This is a genomic window from Cellvibrionales bacterium, from assembly GCA_016713115.1.
Lineage (GTDB): Bacteria > Pseudomonadota > Gammaproteobacteria > Pseudomonadales > UBA7239 > UBA7239.
Genome location: JADJPU010000001.1, coordinates 2,353,395 through 2,374,933 on the forward strand (window position 1 = coordinate 2,353,395; position 21,539 = coordinate 2,374,933).

At 49.3% G+C, this 21,539-nt stretch carries 19 protein-coding genes; 11 read left to right on the top strand and 8 right to left on the bottom strand.

Annotated features, from left to right (window positions below; all coding sequences use genetic code 11):
* Positions 1 to 152 precede the first annotated feature (152 nt).
* Genes rne through IPK30_11600 form a run of 3 tightly spaced genes read left to right on the top strand, consistent with a single transcriptional unit; the run spans position 153 to position 4,950 of the window.
* Positions 153 to 2,786, top strand: a complete 2,634-nt coding sequence (gene rne / locus IPK30_11590) for a ribonuclease E (GenBank protein MBK8103875.1) — start codon at positions 153 to 155, stop codon at positions 2,784 to 2,786.
* A gap of 21 nt (positions 2,787 to 2,807) precedes the next feature.
* Complete coding sequence (locus IPK30_11595) at positions 2,808 to 4,463, top strand: nitrite/sulfite reductase (protein ID MBK8103876.1); 1,656 nt, start codon at positions 2,808 to 2,810, stop codon at positions 4,461 to 4,463.
* Entirely contained in the window at positions 4,456 to 4,950 is a 495-nt protein-coding gene (locus tag IPK30_11600) for a DUF934 domain-containing protein (protein ID MBK8103877.1), read from the top strand. The genes IPK30_11595 and IPK30_11600 overlap by 8 nt, the downstream gene beginning before the upstream one ends.
* 10 nt (positions 4,951 to 4,960) lie before the next feature.
* Here IPK30_11600 and IPK30_11605 read toward each other — a convergent pair whose 3' ends face one another.
* Genes IPK30_11605 through IPK30_11625 form a run of 5 tightly spaced genes read right to left on the bottom strand, consistent with a single transcriptional unit; the run spans position 4,961 to position 11,857 of the window.
* Positions 4,961 to 5,926, bottom strand: a complete 966-nt coding sequence (locus IPK30_11605; protein MBK8103878.1) for a pseudouridine synthase — start codon at positions 5,924 to 5,926, stop codon at positions 4,961 to 4,963.
* A complete protein-coding gene (gene scpB, locus IPK30_11610) occupies positions 5,926 to 6,648 on the bottom strand; it encodes an SMC-Scp complex subunit ScpB (protein ID MBK8103879.1) in 723 nt (240 codons plus the stop codon). The genes IPK30_11605 and scpB overlap by 1 nt, the downstream gene beginning before the upstream one ends.
* Before the next feature lie 29 nt (positions 6,649 to 6,677).
* A complete protein-coding gene (locus IPK30_11615) occupies positions 6,678 to 7,535 on the bottom strand; it encodes a segregation/condensation protein A (protein ID MBK8103880.1) in 858 nt (285 codons plus the stop codon).
* A 20-nt stretch (positions 7,536 to 7,555) separates the two neighbouring features.
* On the bottom strand, positions 7,556 to 8,953 hold the full coding sequence (gene pyk, locus IPK30_11620; protein ID MBK8103881.1) for a pyruvate kinase: 1,398 nt from the start codon (positions 8,951 to 8,953) through the stop codon (positions 7,556 to 7,558).
* A gap of 36 nt (positions 8,954 to 8,989) precedes the next feature.
* Positions 8,990 to 11,857 (bottom strand): response regulator, encoded by a 2,868-nt coding sequence (locus tag IPK30_11625; GenBank protein MBK8103882.1) that lies wholly within the window; start codon positions 11,855 to 11,857, stop codon positions 8,990 to 8,992.
* Positions 11,858 to 11,982: 125 nt separating this feature from the next.
* Here IPK30_11625 and IPK30_11630 point away from each other — a divergent pair, with 125 nt between their 5' ends.
* The 8 genes from IPK30_11630 to IPK30_11665 all read left to right on the top strand — a co-directional run bounded on the left by IPK30_11630 (position 11,983) and on the right by IPK30_11665 (position 18,099).
* Positions 11,983 to 12,789, top strand: a complete 807-nt coding sequence (locus tag IPK30_11630; GenBank protein MBK8103883.1) for an enoyl-CoA hydratase — start codon at positions 11,983 to 11,985, stop codon at positions 12,787 to 12,789.
* A 12-nt stretch (positions 12,790 to 12,801) separates the two neighbouring features.
* Positions 12,802 to 13,458, top strand: a complete 657-nt coding sequence (ccmA, locus tag IPK30_11635; GenBank protein MBK8103884.1) for a cytochrome c biogenesis heme-transporting ATPase CcmA — start codon at positions 12,802 to 12,804, stop codon at positions 13,456 to 13,458.
* Positions 13,455 to 14,123: a heme exporter protein CcmB gene (ccmB, locus tag IPK30_11640; GenBank protein ID MBK8103885.1), complete on the top strand. Its 669-nt coding sequence runs from the start codon at positions 13,455 to 13,457 to the stop codon at positions 14,121 to 14,123. The genes ccmA and ccmB overlap by 4 nt, the downstream gene beginning before the upstream one ends.
* A gap of 69 nt (positions 14,124 to 14,192) precedes the next feature.
* A complete protein-coding gene (locus IPK30_11645; GenBank protein ID MBK8103886.1) occupies positions 14,193 to 14,951 on the top strand; it encodes a heme ABC transporter permease in 759 nt (252 codons plus the stop codon).
* A complete protein-coding gene (ccmD, locus tag IPK30_11650) occupies positions 14,951 to 15,115 on the top strand; it encodes a heme exporter protein CcmD (GenBank protein MBK8103887.1) in 165 nt (54 codons plus the stop codon). Before IPK30_11645 ends, ccmD begins: the two co-directional genes overlap by 1 nt.
* Positions 15,116 to 15,118: 3 nt before the next feature.
* Positions 15,119 to 15,565, top strand: coding sequence for a cytochrome c maturation protein CcmE (gene ccmE / locus IPK30_11655; GenBank protein MBK8103888.1), 447 nt, complete (start codon positions 15,119 to 15,121; stop codon positions 15,563 to 15,565).
* 6 nt (positions 15,566 to 15,571) lie between these two features.
* The gene (locus IPK30_11660; protein ID MBK8103889.1) at positions 15,572 to 17,578 is read left to right on the top strand and encodes a heme lyase CcmF/NrfE family subunit; all 2,007 of its coding nucleotides are present in this window, start codon (positions 15,572 to 15,574) and stop codon (positions 17,576 to 17,578) included.
* Entirely contained in the window at positions 17,575 to 18,099 is a 525-nt protein-coding gene (locus IPK30_11665; GenBank protein MBK8103890.1) for a DsbE family thiol:disulfide interchange protein, read from the top strand. Before IPK30_11660 ends, IPK30_11665 begins: the two co-directional genes overlap by 4 nt.
* Here IPK30_11665 and IPK30_11670 read toward each other — a convergent pair.
* From IPK30_11670 to IPK30_11680, 3 genes are read right to left on the bottom strand one after another with little or no spacing between them, the layout of a single operon-like run.
* A complete protein-coding gene (locus IPK30_11670) occupies positions 18,096 to 19,538 on the bottom strand; it encodes a HAMP domain-containing protein (protein ID MBK8103891.1) in 1,443 nt (480 codons plus the stop codon). The genes IPK30_11665 and IPK30_11670 overlap by 4 nt on opposite strands.
* 44 nt (positions 19,539 to 19,582) lie before the next feature.
* Positions 19,583 to 20,458 (bottom strand): alpha/beta hydrolase, encoded by an 876-nt coding sequence (locus IPK30_11675; GenBank protein ID MBK8103892.1) that lies wholly within the window; start codon positions 20,456 to 20,458, stop codon positions 19,583 to 19,585.
* Positions 20,421 to 21,485 carry an NAD(P)H-dependent glycerol-3-phosphate dehydrogenase gene (locus IPK30_11680; protein ID MBK8103893.1) on the bottom strand — a complete coding sequence of 355 codons (1,065 nt, stop codon included), beginning with the start codon at positions 21,483 to 21,485 and terminating at the stop codon, positions 20,421 to 20,423. The genes IPK30_11675 and IPK30_11680 overlap by 38 nt, the downstream gene beginning before the upstream one ends.
* Between the last annotated feature and the right edge of the window lie 54 nt (positions 21,486 to 21,539).

Sequence of the window (21,539 nt, forward strand, 5' to 3'; positions counted from 1 at the left end):
GCAAGACCATTCCGCACTATTCTCTGTTGCAGTAAGACGCTCCTGCGCCGCCACAGAAAAACGGAACCCGACTGCTTCTCCCAGCCGTCCCTGCAGGGCAATGCATAAGTTATGCATTGGCTTTACGCCAATACCTGAAAGGACAAATAGATATGAAACGCATGTTAATCAATGCGACACAGCCTGAAGAGCTACGCGTCGCGCTTGTTGATGGTCAAAAACTGTACGATTTGGATATTGAACACACCAACCGTCGTCAAGAAAAAGCCAACATCTACAAAGGAAAAATCACTCGCGTTGAGCCTAGCCTCGAAGCCGCCTTTGTCGATTACGGTGCCGAGCGCCACGGCTTTCTTTCATTAAAAGAAATCAGTCGCGAATACTTCAGCAAGCAGCCCAATGAAATTGAAGGTCGCATCAACATTCGCGATGTCATCCGCGAAGGCCAAGAAGTTATCGTACAAATTGATAAAGAAGAGCGCGGTAATAAGGGCGCCGCGCTAACCACTTTCATCAGTCTCGCTGGCCGCTATTTAGTCCTGATGCCAAACAACCCGCGTGTGGGTGGTATCTCACGCCGTATCGAAGGCGAAGATCGCTCGGATTTAAAAGACGCGCTGGCCGGTCTAGATCTCCCCGCAGGCATGGGCACGATTGTGCGCACCGCCGGTATCGGTCGTTCGGCAGAGGAATTGCAGTGGGATTTGGACTACTTGCTACAGCTCTGGAACTCCATTAAAACCGAAGCGGACAACAGTGCAGCGCCGCACTTTTTGTTCCAAGAGAGCAATGTTGTTATTCGCGCCATTCGCGACTACCTGCGCCAAGACATCGGCGAAGTAATTATTGATACACGCAGCGCATACGAACTGGCCTCCGCTTTTATCAAGCAGGTAATGCCGAATTACCACAGCAAAGTGAAGTTGTATCAAGACAGCATCCCCTTGTTCAATCGTTATCAAATTGAAGGGCAAATCGAAACCGCTTTTGAACGCGAAGTGAAACTGCCTTCCGGCGGCGCGATTGTTATCGATGTTACCGAAGCCTTGGTATCTATCGACATCAACTCCTCGCGTGCCACTAAAGGCGGCGACATCGAAGAAACTGCTACCAACACCAACCTTGAAGCTGCCGATGAAATCGCACGCCAGTTGCGCTTGCGCGACATGGGCGGCTTGGTGGTGATTGATTTTATCGACATGAACTCTCCAAAAAACCAGCGCGCGGTAGAAGATCGCATTCGCGACGCACTGCAAATGGATCGCGCACGCGTGCAAGTGGGTCGTATTTCTCGGTTTGGTTTATTGGAAATGTCGCGTCAGCGTTTGCGTCCATCACTGGGCGAAACATCCGGCCACCTCTGCCCGCGCTGCAATGGTCAAGGCACCATTCGCGGCACAAAATCCATCGCACTAGCCCTGTTGCGTATGTTGGAAGAAGAAGCACAAAAAGAGCGCAGCTCTGAAGTGCGCGCTGTCACGCCCGTTGCTGTGGCTAGCTTTTTGCTGAACGAAAAAAGAAAGCAAATCAGTGAAATTGAAAAACGCCATCACTGCCGCGTGGTGATTGTGCCAAATCCCGATATGGTGACACCGCACTATCACATCCAACGCTTGCGCGATGACGATACACAACTGGCGCAAACCAGTTTTGAAATTGAATTGAGCGATATTACGCCGCAGGAAATTGACGACACCTCTGCCGCTTCACAAGCACCGAAAGCAGCTGCAGTACAAGTTTTGGTGCCTAGCACTCCGGCTCCACAGCCAACTGCTATCGCTCCAGCTGCGCAACCCACTGCCACTCAAAACAGCGAGAAAAAAGCAGCCAGCTTTATGACGCGTTTGTTTGGCAAATTGTTTGGTGAAAGTGAGAAACCTGTCGAAGAAGCGCCACCTGCACAAGAAAAAACCAGTGCTCCGCGTGAGCGCAACAATGATCAACGCCGTCGCGGCAATAATCGCAATGGGCACAATCGCAATAACCGCGAGCGTTCGCGCGACCGCGACGATAATGCGCCGCGCAACGATCAACACAAAAACGATCAAAATCGTAATGATCAAAACCGCAGAAATAATCAGCAGCAAAAACAACAGCAACCTGCTGCACGCCCCAACAACGCCCAGCAAGGTGAGCAAGCTGCGCCACGCAGCGAACAGCCGCGCCATAACAATGAGCAAAATACAACAGCTCAACCGCAAGACAACGCTGGCGCACCGGCTCGTCGCCCTTCTGGCAAGCGCCCACGCAGCAATGATCGTCAACGACAACGCCCAGCCGCAGTAGCTGAACAGCAATCCTTGCTACCCGCTGACTCAACCAACGAAGTTGTAACAGCAGCAGAAGTGCAAGCACCACGCGTTGAGCACGCAGTAGTTGAGCCGGCAATTACGGCTCCTACCGTCACTGTACAAGTAGATAAACCAGTCCAAGCAGCACCCGAAAAACCTGTAGCAACAGAACAAAAAGTTGCGCCGGTCGTTGTTGCGCAAAAACCAGCAGAACCGGTTGTTGCAGCACCAGAATCTGATCCAGCTAAAACTGAGATTACTGCTGAAAAATCTGCATCTGAGCCACGCGTACGCACGCGCGCAAGCAACGATCCACGCTTACACCCGAACAAAGAACCGCGTGAATTCACTATTGTGGCCGGTGTTGCTAACAATCCTGAGCCGCGTATCCCGACAGAAATGGCGCAACCTGATCCGTCGCGCCAACAACGCAAACGCCCTGCAAATGATCCTCGCAGCAAGGCGCAAAATGTTGCTACAGAAACTGCTCAATAACAGCCACGGTGTGTAGAAACCATGTACGCCTACTCAGAAATTGACCAAAAAATTCTTGGACAACGCGTTGTTCAGTTTCGCGGGCAGATGGAACGCTTTCTCAAAGGTGAATTGGCACCAGCCGAATTTTTACCTTTGCGTTTACAAAATGGGCTTTACATTCAACGCCACGCACCGATGCTGCGTCTCGCTGTTCCATACGGCCTACTCTCATCAAAACAGCTGCGCATGCTTGCGCATATTGCGCGCCACTATGACAAAGGCTACGGCCATGTCACCACTCGCCAAAACATTCAATTTATGTGGCCGCGTTTGGAAGAAGTGCCTAGCGCTCTGGCTGAACTTGCAACCGTTGGCATGCACGCGATACAAACCAGCGGCAACTGCATACGCAATACCACGACAGATCAGTTCGCTGGCGTAGCAGTCGACGAATTAATCGACCCTCGTCCCTATTGTGAAATCATTCGCCAGTGGTCAACTTTCCACCCAGAATTCGCCTTTTTGCCACGCAAATTTAAAATTGCAGTGAATGGCGCAACTGCAGATCGCGCAGCGATTCTGATCCACGATATTGCTATCGAACTCACTACCAATGCAGCGGGTGAAATGGGCTATCGCGTGTTTGTCGGCGGTGGTTTAGGTCGCACACCTTGCATAGCAGCACTAATACGCGAGTTCTTACCTGAAAAGCATTTACTAACTTATTTGGAAGCCATTATCCGCACCTATAATTTGCTAGGTCGTCGCGATAACAAACACAAGGCACGCATTAAAATTTTGGTAAAAGCTTTGGGTGCAGAAGCATTTGCCGCCAAAGTAGAGCAAGAGTGGGCGCTGGTAAAAGATGGTCCTGCCACCTTAACCGAACAAGAAATCAACCGCGTTAAACAACATTTCACCGCACCAAACTACAAAAAACTGGATGAGTCCTCTGTTAGTGAGCAATTGGCACAACAAATGGCGAATGACAAAGCCTTCGCCAACTGGATGAACCGCAATGTGGTTTTACATAAACAAGCGGGCTATCGCATTGTCACTTTGTCGCTCAAGCCAACCGGCGTTGTTCCCGGCGATGTAACCGATAAACAATTTGAAGCCATCGCCGACCTTGCTGACGAATACAGCTTTGGTGAAGCACGCACCACACACAATCAGAATATTGTGTTAGCAGATATTGAAGGTGGTCGCCTCTTTGAGTTTTGGCAAAAAATCAAACCACTCGGTTTTGCTGCGCCAAACATTGGCACATTAAACGATATGATTTGCTGCCCAGGTGGCAGTTATTGCGCACTTGCCAATGCCAAATCCATTCCTGTCGCCGAAGCCATTCAAAGAAAGTTTGATGACTTGGATTATCTATACGATCTCGGCGACATCGAGCTCAATATTTCTGGCTGCATGAACGCCTGTGGCCATCACCATGTAGGCAATATTGGCATTCTAGGCGTCGATAAAAAAGGCGCTGAGTTTTACCAAATATCACTTGGTGGCGATTCAGGCAAACAGGCTGCGCTGGGCGATATTCTCGGCCCTTCTTTTTCACAAGAAGATGTACCCGCAGTGATTGGAAAAATTCTAGATGTGTATGTAGAAAATCGCATCGACGGTGAAAGTTTCTTGGAAACCTATCGCCGTATCGGCATTGATTTGTTCAAGGAGCGTGCGTATGCCTGAACAGCGCATCATTAAAGACGGACAAGTTGTTGCTAACAAATGGCAACTCATCAGCAAAGAAACGACTGAGTTACCCGCTGGTGACAATCTGATTCTGCCATTAACTTTATGGCTGACACTGGAATCCACATTAACTGCACGCAAAGATATTGCCGTATGGTTCGACAGTGATGAATTTCCAGATACAGCGTGGACTGACAAGTTAAAACAGTTACCGCTGATTGCAATTCATTTCCCGATTTTTACTGATGGTCGCGGCTTTACTACTGCGCGCTTATTGCGTCAGCGTTTTGATTATCACGGAGAAATTCGCGCCTTTGGTCATGTGTTGCGCGAACAGATGTGCTACATGAAGCGCTGTGGGTTCAGCAGCTTTGTGCTAGCTGAACACATCAATTTGGAGGAAGCTGTTGAATCTTTGAATGATTTCACAGAGTTTTACCAATGCTCAGTGGATCAACCAGAACCACTCTTTCGCAGAATGTAAAACCGCCGCGTCAGATAGTTCGACGCGGCTTTCTGCCTCTATTCTTTTCTGCCTCAACGCGAGATTTCATTGGCTTACGCTGCTCTCGCTTCATTACTTCTTTATCTGCCGGTGTCAGCGCAGAAATAGGCGGCACAGGCAACCCGGCTTCTTGATACAGAATTGCCACCTCGCCAGGTTTTAATTCCTGCCAGCGACCTTCCGGCAATTTATTCGCCAGAGAAACCGGCCCAAAGCGTACGCGCTTCAAACGCGACACACTCAAACCTTGTGATTCCCACAAGCGGCGCACCTCACGATTGCGGCCTTCCATCAAAGTACAACAGTACCAACGATTGATGCTTTCGCTTTCTTCTTTATGCAGCAAGCACACATCGGTGAAACGCGCCATGCCGTCGTCTAGCTCCACGCCTTCACGCAAACGCTGCAGCATATCGGCATCAACAACCCCCATCACTCGCACGAGATATTCGCGATCAATCTGCGCACTGGGATGCATTAAACGGTTTGCTAGCTCGCCATCTGAAGTCAGAATCAACAAGCCACTGGTGTTGATGTCTAAACGCCCTACTGCGATCCAGCGCCCTTTTTCCAGCGTTGGCAGATGTTCAAAAATAGTGGGACGACCTTCAGGATCTGAGCGCGTACAAATCTCACCGATGGGCTTGTTGTAAAGCAACACACGCACACGCGGGCCAGCCAAACGCGCCGCAGAAATATTTTTACCATCGACACAAATTTTGTCGGTCAGTGCAGCTCTGTCTCCCAAAGTTGCCAATTTACCGTTGACGGTAATTCGCCCTTCAGCAATCCATGTCTCCAATTCTCGACGCGAGCCAAAACCAGCGCGCGCCAACAGCTTTTGTAATTTTTCTGTACTCGGCTCAACAGTTTCTTTTTTAACTTTTGCTTTATTGCTCGCGCGAGGTGGCGCAGCTTTTTTTGTATCAGGAGGGTATTTCTTCGAGACAGACATCAGTGTAGCACCTGAGAATCGGACACATCGTCCACAGAAGGATCAACACCAGGTAGATCTACACCGTCATCTTCAACTATTTCACCGCCAGCTTGCTCAGCCAAGCGCGGCGCCAGCGCTTCAATTACCTGTTGCTCCTGACCAAAATCCAATTCCGCGTTAATTTTGTCGAGATCGCGAATTTCACTCAGAGACGGTAACTCATCCAAACTTTTCAAATTGAAATAATCTAAAAACTGACGAGTGGTGGCGTACAAGGCTGGACGGCCTGGCACATCACGATGCCCAACGATGCGCACCCATTGCCGCTCCATCAGGGTTTTGATAATCGCCGTACTCACCGCAACACCGCGTATCTCTTCAATATCGCCACGCGTAATGGGTTGGCGATAGGCAATCAGCGCCAAGGTTTCCAAAATAGCGCGCGAATAGCGCACAGGTTTTTCTTCCCACAATCTGCCAACCCACAGTGCCAACTCTTGTCGAACTTGGTAGCGCCAGCCACTAGCCAACTCTTTCAGTTCAAAACCATGATCACGACAATCCGCGGCAATTTCTTCAATCGCCGCCTGTATCTCTTCTGCATCTGGCTTTTCAGCATCGCCAAATACTTCTTGATCAGCGAAGACTTCGGCAATGCGCTTCACAGACAAAGGTTCGTTACTCGCAAGCAGCAAACCCTCTACAATTTTCTTGAGCAATGTTTTATCAAACTGACTCATATACTTTCATCACTTTTCGTTAATTTTTATCAATTCGTTCTTGCTTTGACATGAATAGGACCGTAAGTCTCTGTCTGCAACAGCTCAATCAACGACTCTTTCACCAATTCCATCACGGCAAGAAAAGTCACCACAACACCCAACTTACCTTCTTGCACAGTAAACAGCGTAACAAACGGCATAAACTGGCCGCCTTTTAATTTTTCCAACACCTGTGACATGCGCTCACGCGTAGATAAACGCTCGCGCTCCACCTGGTGACTTTCAAACATATCTGCACGGCGCAGCACTTCACCCAACACCAACAGCAACTCTTTCATATCGACTGGAGGATCGGCGCGGCGACTCTCACGCTCCGGCGGCTCGGCACCACCAGGGAACACCTCGCGCCCTTCGCGCGGCAAGGCATCTAAATCTTCTGCCGCTTGCTTGAAACGCTCGTATTCTTGCAAACGACGAATTAATTGCGCGCGCGGATCTTCTTCATCTTCTTCTGCTTCCGATGAACGCGGCAGTAATACGCGAGACTTAATTTCTGCCAACATAGCGGCCATCAACAGATACTCGGCAGCCAATTCAAACTGCATAGCATCCATAAGCTCGATGTACTGCATATATTGGCGCGTAATTTCAGCAACATTGATATCTAAAATATCGAGATTCTGGCGACGGATCAGGTACAGCAACAAATCAAGCGGCCCCTCAAACGCCTCCAAAATAACCTCTAAGGCATCCGGTGGAATATAAAGATCTTTCGGCAGCTCGGTAATGCTTTTGCCGTGCACAATAGCAAACGGCATTTCCGTCTGCTCCGGCAAAGCCTTTACAGCATTCACATCCTGCACAGAGGACATTGGCTCATTTGTTTCTATAGACTCGGTTGTCATAGCAATTATTCTTTCTTCAATCAGGGAACGCTGCGAATCTGGATGGCATCAACACCCAAACCAGAAATCACATCAGAAATAACAACTACTTTATCTCCTGATTGAAAACCATCGTCACGCTTCAAAATTTCAAACGCAGAAGCCAATGTTTTCTCCGGATCACTGGAGAAAGCCAAGCGATGAGCAACCACGGCACGATTCAAATTCATTTGTCTGCGTGTGCGACCATCATTGGTAAATGCAAAAATGGTGGTTTTTGTTGGACGGCAATTCGTTACCAAATTTGCCATCACACCACGGCGTGTAATGACAACAATACCGCGCGCTTCCATAGCTTCCGCCAAATGCACGGCAGAGTGCGCCAAATGTTGTTTATCGCTATCTTTGATCAAGCTGTCACAGAAGCGCAAACCAGGTAGTTTTTCTGTAGCGCGAGCAATTCGATCCATGTATTCCACACAGCGAATGGGATATTTACCTACCGTGGTTTCACCTGACAACATGATGCAATCAACTTCTTCCTCAATCGCATTAGCAACATCCGTTACCTCTGCGCGTGTTGGAATAGGATTTTCAATCATCGACTCCAGCAAGTGTGTAGCCACAATTACGCGTTTTCCCTGCTCGTTGCACAAACGAACAATCGTACGCTGCACATTAGGCAAATCTTCAATATTGATCTCAACACCCAAATCACCGCGCGCCACCATTACGCCATCTGCGGCTGCAACAATTTCTTCGATATTCTTCACGCCCTCTTGATCTTCAATCTTGGCGATGATTTTAATTTTGTCAGCTTTGCTGCCCAACAATTTACGCAGCTCACGAATGTCATTGGCTTCGCGCACAAAAGACAGTGCAATAAAATCCACCTCTTGCTTCATGCCAAATAAAATATCATCACGATCTTTAGTCGTGATCGCAGGCAAATTGACACGAATACCAGGAAGGTTTACATGGCGACGGCTTTTTAAACGACCACCATCCAACACTTTACAGCGCATCACACGCCCTTGGATTTCCAGCACTTCGAGGTTGATGATGCCGTTATCAACAGTGATCTTGTCGCCGATTTTTACATCATTGATCAAATCGTGATAGTTGATATTCAGCGAAGTGGATTCCACATCATCTGCCCGTGCAGACACGGAAATAATATCACCGCGCTTTAATTCCAAATCATTCTTCAAAGTGCCGGTTCTAATTTCCGGCCCTTGCGTATCCAAGAGTAAAGGAATGGGATGCTGTAATTCTTTGTTGAGTGTTTTGATTGCTTTGATGACTTTGGCGTGCGAGGCGTGGTCGCCGTGCGACATATTGAGTCTCACCACATTCATCCCTGCCTGTGCCATTTTTTTCAGCATGTCATAAGACTCGGTTGCAGGACCGATGGTGCAAATAATTTTAGTCTTTCTCACAGCGCTACTCCGGCTGAACTTCCACAGCCGAGCATTTTAGCCTTTCAACTGCAGCTGTTGGGTAATTCTTTCCAGAATGCGGCTAATCTGGCGCACACAAGACATCAGGGACAAAGATGAAACCTGCTGCTGGTTACCAGGCCTAATGATGTAATTACAAGCCGTGGAAAAGCTACCTAGGCCGATACGGTGCGCTGATTGCTGAAGCACTTCAACCAGCGCGCACGCCCCCTCAAAATCCTGCATTTCAATGGCACGGCGCAGCTTGCCTACCTCGCCCCATGAATGGCGAATAAACCTCCCCACCTCATTAATGGCTTCGGAGGCATTGTTATCGAACGCGTCCATTAGCAGCACGATATCTACAGGATTCACACGATTGCAGGTAGACCACGCCGCGACCGTTTGTATCATCAACTCGGGTTGTACAGGCTTGGCAAGAAAATCATTCACGCCAGCGATAAAACAGCGCTCCATACCGTCGCCCCAAATATTCGCCGTCATCGCGATGATTAGGCTGTCGCGCAATTCTTCATCTGCACGAATCAAGCGCGTGGCCTCCAAGCCATCCATCACTGGCATCTGCAAATCCATCAAAATACAATCAAATTTGCGATTACTTAAACACTGCAGCGCTTCTTGGCCATTGCCTGCTACCGTGACTTCGGCACCTGATATCTCCAGTAATTCCTGTACCACCTGTTGGTTAAAGTGATCATCCTCCACCAACAACACACTGACACCTTGCAGGCGCTGCTCGACCATCGGTCTACGCGCTGTTTCGGGTTGCTCTTCCTGCACTTCGTGGGTGTCAGCTCGTGCCAACTTTGCAGTAAACCAAAAAGTACTGCCTTTGCCACTTTGGCTCTCAAAACCAACCTCGCCGCCCATCATTGCTGATAAACGCCGATTGATTGCCAAACCAAGCCCTGATCCACCAAATTTACGCCGCAGCGACATATCAGCCTGCTGAAATGCCGCAAACAATTTCTTCTGTAAGCTGGGTGCAATGCCAACACCTTCATCGCGCACCTCAAAACGCACGAGCACATCAGCCGCACCACCTGCTACTACAAAAACCCTGATTGTGATATTCCCTTTCTCAGAAAACTTTACTGCGTTACTCACATAATTACACAACATCTGTTTCAAACGCATGCCATCACCTATAAGTGATAATTCCATACGCTGATCTATATCCACATTAAGCTTTAAGTTTTTTGCACTGACTTTATCGGCATACAAACTCACCACAGAGTCAATCATATTCACAACATCAATAGGCGCACTATCAAGGTGAAGCTTACCCGTCTCTAAATGCGAGTAATCGAGAACATCATCCACCAATTCCAGCAACATACGCCCAGATACTTGGATTTTTTCCAAGTAATCTCGCTGGCGGCTATTTAATTCCGTATCCAGCACCATTTTTGACATATTGATCACATTGCTGATCGGCGTGCGAATTTCATGGCTCATATTGGAGAGAAAGTCTGTTTTAACTTGCACCGCCGCCTCAGCTTCATGCTTGGCATTTTCCAACTCATTGGTTCTCTCAGCAACCCTCTGCTCCAGCAGTGAATTTGCTTCCAGTAATCTCACTTCAGCTAACTTTCTGTCGCCGATATCGCTATGCGTACCCACCATTCGCAGCGGCTTTCCCTTCGCGCTGTAGCGCACAATCATGCCGCGATCCAATACCCATTTGTATGTGCCATCCTTACAGCGTACGCGATGTTCATTTTCATAAAATGGCGTCCTACCTGCGATGTGCTCATCAAAATCAAACAACACTTGCGCCATATCATCGGGGTGCACTAACTCAGACCAAGCTGCTGGCGTCGCTTCTACACTATCTCCGTAATAGTCATACATGCGGATAAAATATGCAGATAGATGCACTCTATCTGTTTCCATATTCCAATCCCACACGCCGTTGCCAGAACCTTCTAAGGCAAAATTCCAACGCTCCTCGCTTTCATGCAATTCTCGCTCACTGCTACGATTTCTATACATAACCAACGACAAGCACATACCCACCATGGTGACAACTACCATGTAGAGCCAATAGTTAAGGAGAGAATGTCCATTTTCGTCGCCAGAAAACACAACATTATGATTGATGATACTGGCTATGCTCTGCAAATCGATCATAGCAATTACCAATAAAGCTCCATGACGACCAAGACGAACCGCCGCCCACATCACAAAAATAAACATCCAAAAAGGTTTGGCAAAACTGGAAAATATCGATTCAAACCAATTGAGGAAAATGATCTGCCCACACAAAAAGGCCAAGGACAGACACAAAACGCCTCGAATGATTGTGCTGACATTCAATTCAATTTCTGGCTTTTCCTTCCACACCAACACCATGGGTGTAAATAAAATTACACCCAGTACATTGCCTTGCCACCATGAAAACCAAGAGGAGAAAAACAGCTGGTAATCACTAATGTGTCCGGCCAACCACAAACCACCCATACCAAAGGTGGCGCTTACGATAGCTGCCGCCGCACCGGCAATGACCAAGCAGTAGTAATCGCGTGTATCTACTAACGATGTGTTGATACAAAAAACACGCGCCAATAACCACCATGCCAGCAGATATTCCAAGGTATTACCCACTGCAAAAGCGACCGCCACCGGCAAATCGACGGCGCCTTGCAAATACACGGCCGCCAATACACCAATAAATAATCCCAACCAATAGCGCGCGCCGCCAATCAGCAACACCGCAACAGCCAAGCCACTCAAAGGCCACACAAGAGAAACAATATTATCGGGTGCAAAAATACTCAGCACCGTGCGCGCAATGACCACATAAGCAACGGCCACCAGCACAACGCGCAGGGCGTAACTTAACCAATCTTGCAGATCGCTCTTATTAAACTTCCCGTTCATGCGCTTCCCCAACCCTGTGCTGCAAATCCCTGATTTTTCCTGTGCTTGAGACAGTAGCACTATAATGCGCCCATTCAAACCCCTAAGCGTCTGCTCTGACTTTTACTGCTATTTTTGGAGATTGTATGTCCAACTTTGTCACTATTGAAAAAGACCGCCCCGGCATTGCCGTGGTGCGCATGAATCGCCCCGAGCGCATGAATGCCATGGCGTTTGATGTAATGGTTCCGCTAAAGGAAGCACTGGAAGAGCTCAGTTTTGATAACAATATTCGTGTGGTTATTCTCACGGGCGAAGGCAAGGGCTTTTGTTCCGGCGCAGATCTCAAAGACCCAGGCTATTTGTCGATTTTTGACGGCTTGACCATGCCCGGCATTGCGCGCCGCGCCATGAAAGTCTTGGACGATGTGATGCACACGGTGCAAACCATGCACCAACCGGTAATTTCTGCCATCAACGGCCCCGCCATTGGCGGTGGTTTTTGTTTGTCGATGATTACGGATATCCGCGTGGCTTCTACCGAAGCAATCTTTCGTGCTGCCGGCATCAACAACGGTTTAACTTCGGCGGAATTGGGGCTGAGCTACACCTTGCCACGCGCCATCGGCTCCACACGCGCTTTTGAAATCATGCTCACGGGGCGTGATGTGAGTGCCGAAGAAGCCGAGCGCATTGGTATTGTCTCTAAGGTGGTAGCGCCTGAAACCTTGATGGACACCTGTTATGCCATGGCAGAGCAAATCATGCAGCACAGCCATCTCGGTGTGGAGCTGTCAAAGCAAATGTTGTGGTCCGGCTTGCAAGCCAGCAATTTGCACACACACATGAACCATGAAGGCCACGCACAATTGTATGTGCGCATGACAACCAAAAACTTTGAAGAGGCAATCAAAGCACGCAAAGAAGGTCGCAAACCCGACTTCAAAGATTGAGCAATACCGCACATGTCAAAAAACATTTCGTCCGTGCTACAACTCAAACAACTCTGTGTTTCTGTTGGACAACACACATTGTTCTCCGGCGTGGACTGCGCACTAAGCTCTGGAGAATTGCTGTTAATCACCGGCGAAAACGGCAGTGGCAAAACTTCTTTACTGCGCGTGCTTGCCGGTTTGAACACGCAATACAGTGGCGAGGTGTGTTGGCAAGGAAAAACTATTCGCGACAACTGGTATGACTACGCGCAGCAATTGCTCTATCTCGGCCATCAGCCTGCCCTGAAATCGCAACTTTCCGCCTACGAAAACCTTGCGTGGTATGCGAGCGTTGCTGGCGCTAATGCAGAGCAAGTACAGCACGCGCTGCAAACACTCGGTATCGCACACAAAGCGCATCTCCCCTGTTATCGCTTATCCGCAGGGCAACAACGGCGCGTGGTACTCGCGCGATTGTTTTTTAGCTCGCAACCTTTGTGGATCTTGGATGAGCCTTTCACTGCACTCGACACCCACGGCTTTGCCGTGATCGCCGAGCGTTTACAACAACACTGCGCGCAAGGCGGCAGTGTGATACTCACCACGCATCACGGCAGCGAAAATCTCGGCATCGTGCATCAAACCTTGTCTTTGGATGCACTGCCGACAAAAGAGCGTGCTGCATGAGTATTCTCGCCGCGACTTTTCAACGCGAATGGCGTTTGGCTTGGCGCAATTTGTCGGACGCGATGAACCCGCTTGCCTTTTTTTTGATGGTGATTGCCTTGGTGCCGCTGGGCATCAGCGCGGAATCCTCTCGCTTGGCAGCACTGGCACCTGGTATGTTGTGGGTGGCCGCCCTGCTCGCCAGCTTGCTCTCCGCCGATATGTTATTTCGCCGCGATTACGATGACGGCATGCTGGAGCAATACCTGCTGTTGCCCGAACATTTATACGGCATGGTGTGGATTAAAGTGCTGATCCACTGGCTGTTCACTGGGCTGCCGTTGGCGCTGCTCTCGCCGCTGCTCGGCGGCATGCTGTCCCTGCCGGTTGCTGCCATGCCAACCGCCTTACTCGCGCTGGCACTGGGTACGCTGTGTTTGTCCCTGCTCGGAGCGATTGGTGCGGCACTGACCGTCAGCCTGCGACGCGGCGGGCTACTGATTGCCGTTATTATTTTGCCGCTCTATATCCCTGTGCTGATTTTTGGAGCCAGCGCTACTGCGCAAGCGGCAACAGGCACACCTGCTTGGGGGCAATTAGCCATACTCGCGGCGTTTGACTTAATGGCACTGGTGCTCACGCCGCTGGTGGTGGTCACCGGTTTGCGGATTGCCGTGGAGGGTTAACGCTATGCCCTGTGGTATCCTGCGCCCGCTTTTTTTGCCCTCCACTGAACGCACTGCTGTTATCCCGTCATGTTAAAAACTTGGTTCCATCGCTGGGGGTCGCCCCCTTGGTTCTATCGCATGAGCGGCAAGCTGCTGCCTTGGCTGGGTGCAGCCGCTTTCTTGCTCTTGCTAATCGGCAGTGTGTGGGGCTTGGCTGTTGCGCCGGAGGATGCGAGACAAGGCAATAGCTATCGCATCATCTATATCCATGTTCCCTCTGCTTTTCTTGCGCTCGCAGGTTATTACTTGATGGCGATTGCAGGCTGTATTGGCTTGGTGTGGCGGATGAAGCTCGCATTCTGGGCACTGCGTGCTGCAGCTCCCCTCGGTGCAGCAATGACTTTTATTGCACTGATCACCGGCTCTTTCTGGGGCAAACCCACTTGGGGCACTTGGTGGGAGTGGGATGCGCGCATCACCTCCATGCTGATTTTATTTTTTCTTTATCTCGGCGTGATGGCACTCGCTAACGCGTATCAAAACACGGATAACGGCAACCGCGCTGCCAGCGTGCTCGCGCTCGTTGGTACGGTCAATATTCCAATTATTTATATGTCGGTGAAATGGTGGAACACCCTGCATCAAGGCGCCACATTAAAACTGACATCTGCCTCCACCATCGACCCCTCTATGTTGCAACCACTTTGGGTGATGATCGTCGGCTTTTATTGCTTGTACGCCGTGCTGTTGTTGCTGAACCTGCGCTGTGAAATTTTGTCGAACGAACGCAACAGTCGCTGGCTGATTGATTTGTTTAACGCGCCATCTTCACGAGAGAAACAGTGATGTACTTCGCTACTCTGCAAGAGCTAATCCACATGCACGGCCACGGTTTTTATGTATGGAGCGCCTACAGCATCAGCTTTATCACTTTATTAGTCATGGTATGGAAACCACTTCAACGACACACAACCTTGCGCAAGGAGATCGCGCAACAAGTTCAGGAATAATCCATGCACCCCATACGCAAACAACGCCTGCTGATTGTGATTGCGATTCTCGTTGCGTCTAGCCTTGCCATTGGTTTAATCACTTTTGCTCTGCGTGAAAATATGAACTTATTTTTTACGCCAGCCGACATTATTAACAACAAAGCCCCGCTGGATAAAACGATTCGTTTGGGCGGCTTTGTAGATAAAGGCAGCGTACAGCGTGATGCCAATAGCCTTGCGGTGCAGTTTGCTATCGGCGATGGAAAACACAGTATTCCTGTCATTTACACGGGCATCCTCCCCGACTTATTTGCCGAAGAACAGGCAGCTATCACCAAAGGCAAATGGGACGGAAAAATATTCGTGGCGACCGAAGTGCTCGCCAAACACGACGAAAACTACACACCACCGGAAATCCGCGACAGCATGAAAAAAATGGGGCCGAAGCCGGCGGCTCATCCACAGTAGGTCATCATGATTCCCGAGTTCGGTCTTTACTGCCTCATCCTCGCTTTTTGCTTCAGTATTGCGCAAGGTGTACTGCCAATTGCAGGATCCTATTTGCATTCCTCGCGCTGGATGCGCATTGCCTCTCCTCTTGCGCTGACTAGCTGTGCATTGTTGTGCGGTAGTTTTGCAACACTGGTTTACAGCTTCGTCACTGACGATTTTTCGCTGAAATATGTCGCCAATAATTCCAACACCTTATTGCCTGTGCAATACAAAGTTAGCGCCACTTGGGGTGCGCACGAAGGCTCATTACTATTGTGGTTGCTGATACTCAGTTTTTGGTCGGCGCTGTTTGCGCTGCGCTCCACAAAATTACCCATCGTGTTGCGTGCTCGCGTGCTCGGCGTACTCGGCTTAGTCACCACGGGCTTTAGCGCTTTCACCTTATTTACCTCCAATCCTTTTACGCGCAACTTGCCTTTTATTCCATCAGAAGGCAGCGACCTCAATCCTTTATTGCAAGATTTTGGTCTCATCATTCACCCACCGATGTTGTATTTTGGCTATGTAGGTTTTGCAATTCCCTTTGCATTTGCCATTGCTGCCTTACTAGAAACGGACGCACCATTGCGCAGCAGTGTCAGCAATGAATGGACGCGCTGGGTGCGCCCTTGGGTCAATACCGCATGGGCATTTCTCACCATTGGCATCGCACTCGGCAGTTGGTGGGCGTATTACGAATTGGGTTGGGGCGGCTGGTGGTTTTGGGATCCCGTAGAAAACGCTTCGTTTATGCCTTGGTTAGCTGGCACCGCACTACTACATTCTTTAGCAGCTAGCGATAAGCGACAATTATTTTCTAGTTGGACGCTGCTGCTTTCTATTTTTGCTTTTTCGCTGAGCTTACTCGGCACATTTTTAGTGCGCTCAGGCGTGCTCACATCGGTTCACGCTTTTGCGAGCGACCCAACGCGCGGCTATTATATTTTGGCGTTTCTCGCCATTGTGATCGGCTGTTCACTCACACTTTTTGCGTTTCGCGCACCGACGACACCTTCAACCGGCTACCGTTTTTTATCGCGCGAAATGTTTGTACTGCTCAACAGCTGCCTGATGGCCGTCATTTTAGCGACGGTTTGTTTGGGAACGCTCTACCCTTTGATGGCAGATGCCATGCAGTGGGGGAAAATTTCTGTCGGCCCTCCTTACTTCAACAGTTTTTTTATTCCTTTAATGTTTATTGTTCTGTTGCTGCTGCCTGTTGGCGTACAACTGCACTGGCATGATCGACATACATTTAAAGAATTGTTTTTTCAATGGATGAAAAAACCCTTTATTGCCGCCCTGTTGTTTGCGCCACTGCTGATACTTGCACTGGCTCTGCCATTTTCTGCATTAACCGTACTCGCCGCTTGGTTGGGTTTGTGGGTCATCATTAGCACCCTAATGGATATTCGCCACAAACTGCGCAATGCCCACACGCCTTGGCAAGGGCTGCAATCGTTACGCGCGAGCTATTGGGGCATGTGTCTTGCGCACATAGGCATTGCATTTAGTGCCATGGGCATTGCATTCACTTCCTTGGCCAGCGAGCAGCAGGATATTCGTCTCGCGCCCGGCGAATCCGTTTCGTTAGCTGGATATCACTTCAGCTTTGACTCACTCACGCAAAATAATGGTGCCAATTACACAGCACAGCGCGCCAACTTTACTGTGATTGCGCCTAACGCCACATCACGCAACCTGCAACCTGAGAAACGCACCTACATTGTTTCCAATCAAGTGATGACCGAAGCGGCAATTTGGCCTAGCTTCACTCGCGATATTTATATTTCGATGGGAGAAGCACTACAGCCTGAAGCAGGTAGCGCTAGCGCTTGGTCCTTGCGTTTGCACATCAAACCCGCCGTGCGCTGGATTTGGCTGGGAGCAATTTTAATGGCTCTGGGCGCTGTATTGGCTGTGTTGGATAAGCGTTACCGCAATGTGCGCTTACACCAACACACCGCACAAGAGCATGTCACCTCATGAAAAAACGCATCACTCTCTTTCTCCCTCTACTGGGTTTTGTTGTGCTCGCCATTTTTCTCATGCGCGGCTTGTCTTTAGATCCCAAGGAAATGCCGAGTGCATTGCTGAACAAACCCTTTCCCGTTTTTTCTTTACCCTCACTGCGTAGCCAAACAACGCTGACAGAAAAAAATCTGCACGGGCAAAAGGTATTGGTCAATGTATGGGCAACTTGGTGTATTACCTGTCGTGTTGAGCATCCCTTTTTAATGCAGCTCGCGAATGAAAACATTCCCATTTATGGCATTAACTACAAAGACAGCAACCCTGCTGCTGAAGTTTGGCTAAAAGAAAAAGGTGATCCTTATCGTGATGTGATTGTCGATGCTGAAGGAAAGCTAGGAATTGACCTTGGTGTATTTGGCGCGCCAGAAACCTATTTTGTAGATTCATCAGGAATCATTCGCCACAAGCATGTAGGCGATCTCAATGCACGGAATTGGAATGATGAGCTCAAGGGTGTGTGGGAAAAACTCCCCTAATAATCATTAACTGATGGCGCCAAAGTAAAATAAAAAGTGGCACCTTGCTCCACCTGTGCCTCCGCCCAAATCTCTCCGCTGTGTCGATGCACAATCCGCGCCACCGTTGCCAAACCAATACCCAACCCATGAAACTCATGGTCGCTATGCAATCGGTGAAACGGTGAGAACAGCTTATCGATATATTTCATATCGAATCCTGCACCGTTGTCACGCACGAAATACACTAAATCGCCACTGCGATCATGCACCCCAAACTCTACCGTTGGGCTCTCGACTTTACTGCTGTATTTCCACGCGTTACCCAATAAATTTTCCAATACCACACGCAAAAGATCGCTGTCGCCATTGGCCATTAAACTATCAGCGCGAATAAATGTTACCGCCTGTTCCCGATGACTGGCGCGTAAATTATCAACGACCTCATCTGCCATTTCCGTAAGATTCACGGTGGTATAACGCATATCCTGTCGTGACACACGCGACAGGTGCAGCAGACTATCAATCAGCGTCCCCATGCGCTGACTGGCTGCGCGTATTCTGCCAATGTAGTTGCGACCGATGTCATCCAATTGCGCACCGCAATCTTCCAGCAATGCAGCACTGAAGCCGTCCACCGAACGCAAGGGCGAGCGCAAATCATGTGAAACCGAATAAGTAAAAGCTTCCAGCTCGCGATTGGTTGCACGCAATTCACTGGTGCGTGTTTGCACTTCTTCTTCCAAATGCTCATTGGCATGTAACAACGCGCGATTTTGCAATTCAATGGTGTCCAACATGCCATTAAAAGCCTGCACAAGTTGACCGAGCTCATCCTGTCTATCGGTTCGCGCGCGCAAGGAATAATCTTTGAACCGATTAATGGTGTTAGCAATTTGCGCAAGCATCAGCAGTGGCGCAGAGATAAATGCTTGCACTTTGCTTGATAACACAATGGATACCATGCTCACCAGCAGGACAACCAGAATGACCACAACACCAAATACCAAAAACTTCTGGTTTAAGGCATCCAAAGAGACGCGCAAATGTAATTGCCCAATTTTCTGTGAATCTTGCCAAAGAATGGGCTGAATCAAATCTAGATACCCATCTTGAAATCGAGAAATGAAATTTTCAGAAGCCAAACACACAACACCAGGAATACTGTTTCCTTCGATATCAGGCGATTGATAATGGCCGCGCAAATACATGGCAACTACCTGGCCACCATCATTTTTTATACACGCTGAAACCAAGGATGGGTCAATACCAAAACCCCGCAAACTTTTTCGTGCATCCAACACATCGTTATACGCCACGGCATTCGCACTATGGCTGGCTACTACTCTTGCCAACAATGTGGCTTGCTGTACCAAATTATTGCGATAGGCATAACGATCATAAGTAACGAATGCCACGCTAGCGAGCAACAAACCCAAAAAACTGATGGCGCAAATCATCAGTATTAACTGCTGCTTAACGGGGATGCTTTTAAGTTTTTCGATCACAATCGTTGGAAAAAACTATTGAAGGCTTGGCCCAGTATGCTTTGCGCTCCTTCCATGTGCAAATGATGACCGCCCGCATGCACCGTCCAACTGACTTGCGGTAAAGCCAACAAGCGCTCAGCGTAGTCAGGATATGCTTGCACTAAGCCCTGCTCGGCCAAGCACAGTTCTGTCGGCACGCTGATAGCGCGATGACAGGCATCCATTTGTTCAGGGGTCAGTCGCATCAATGAAGGTACGCGTAAACGCGGATCGGTGCGCCAGCTCCACTGCCCCTCACTGTGCTGCACAGCATTGCGCAGCGTAATACAAGTTGCCGCCTCATTAGCCAATGGAAAGCCGTAGCGCTGGCGCTGCGCCACCATCTCATCCAATGACGCGTATACACGAGCTGGCTTCTTCAGACTTTCTGCACGCAAACTATCGGCAATTTGCATGGGGGTTTGCGCAGCCTGCGTGGTCTGTGCCCATAACCCGTCAATCAAGCCTAAGGCACGAATACGCTCAGGCATTGCGGATGTTAAAAGTGCGGCGATAATGGCGCCACGCGAATGTCCTAACAGCCCAAAACGCTGCCAACCGAGTTGATCAGCCACCGCGAGAATTTCGCGAAAATCGTCGCAAATTAGATAATTAGCGTGAACGACACGGTGATCGCTATGACCGTGACCCGCCATATCCAAAGCCACTAAATCGACATTCGGCATTGCGAGTGCAAGCTGAGCGAAACTTTCGCTATTGTCCAACCAGCCGTGCAAGGCAATCACGGGAATTCCACCGTTATTCCAGCGCTGCGCCACCAAGCGCAGGCCCAGCACATCAAAATAAATTTGCTCAGGTATTGGCTGACTGTGCATCAGGTGCAGTGACAAGATTGGCGCGATATTCCACATCGCTGTTGTTATCGCTACCCATTAAAGCGGCACTGGCATCCGCAATACTTCTGCCGTTAAACAAAATATCGTTCAGCGCACTCACCAAGGGCATGTACACACCCAACTCATCGGCTTTTAGTTTCACTAGATGAATGGTGTTGATGCCTTCCGCTACTTGCCCCACTTCTGTAATGGCCTCTTGCAGCGAACGCCCCTGACCGATGGCAAAACCAATTCGATAATTGCGCGAACGCGGTGATGTGCAAGTCACAATCAAATCACCGACACCAGCCAAGCCGATAAAGGTCAGCGGGTCTGCGCCCAATTTCGCTGCAAAGCGCCCCATTTCTGCCAAGCTGCGCGTAATCAACATACTGATTGTGTTGTAGCCCAAACCTAATGCCGCCGCCATACCACAGGCAATGGCGTAGCTGTTTTTTAGCACACCGCCCAATTCCACGCCGTAAACATCATTATTGCTGTACACGCGAAAATATGGGCTGCGCAAACAATCTTGCACTTGCTGACAAACCGCAGCATCCGCACTTGCCACCACGGTTCCTGTTAATTGCTTTTCTGCAATCTCACCAGCGAGATTAGGACCGCTCAGAACGGCAATGCGATGTTTGGGCAGCTCTTGCTTCAACACATCACTCATCAACCAAAAGCCGTGATGATTTTCGCCCGTCTCGATACCTTTTGCCGTGCTGACAACAATGGCATCAGGCGCTAAAAACGGCCGCATTTGTTGCACCATTGCACGAAAAACTTTACTTGGCACAGAAACAAACACGATAGCTGCATCAGACAATGACTGTCTTAAATCTGCGGAAATATGTAAACGCGAATCGAGTTTTAATCCAGGGAGATATGCAGAGTTTTCATGCGAAGCTTGAATCGCAGCCGCCTTCGCTGCGTCACGCACCCACAACACTGTGGGTACATCATTTTCTGCCAGAATATTGGCGATGGCAGTGCCAAAACTGCCGCCGCCTATCACTACTATCTTTTTGCTCTGCGTCATCGACTTCTGTCTATAGGGAAGCGGCTACAATTTGGCAAACAATAGCACAAAAGC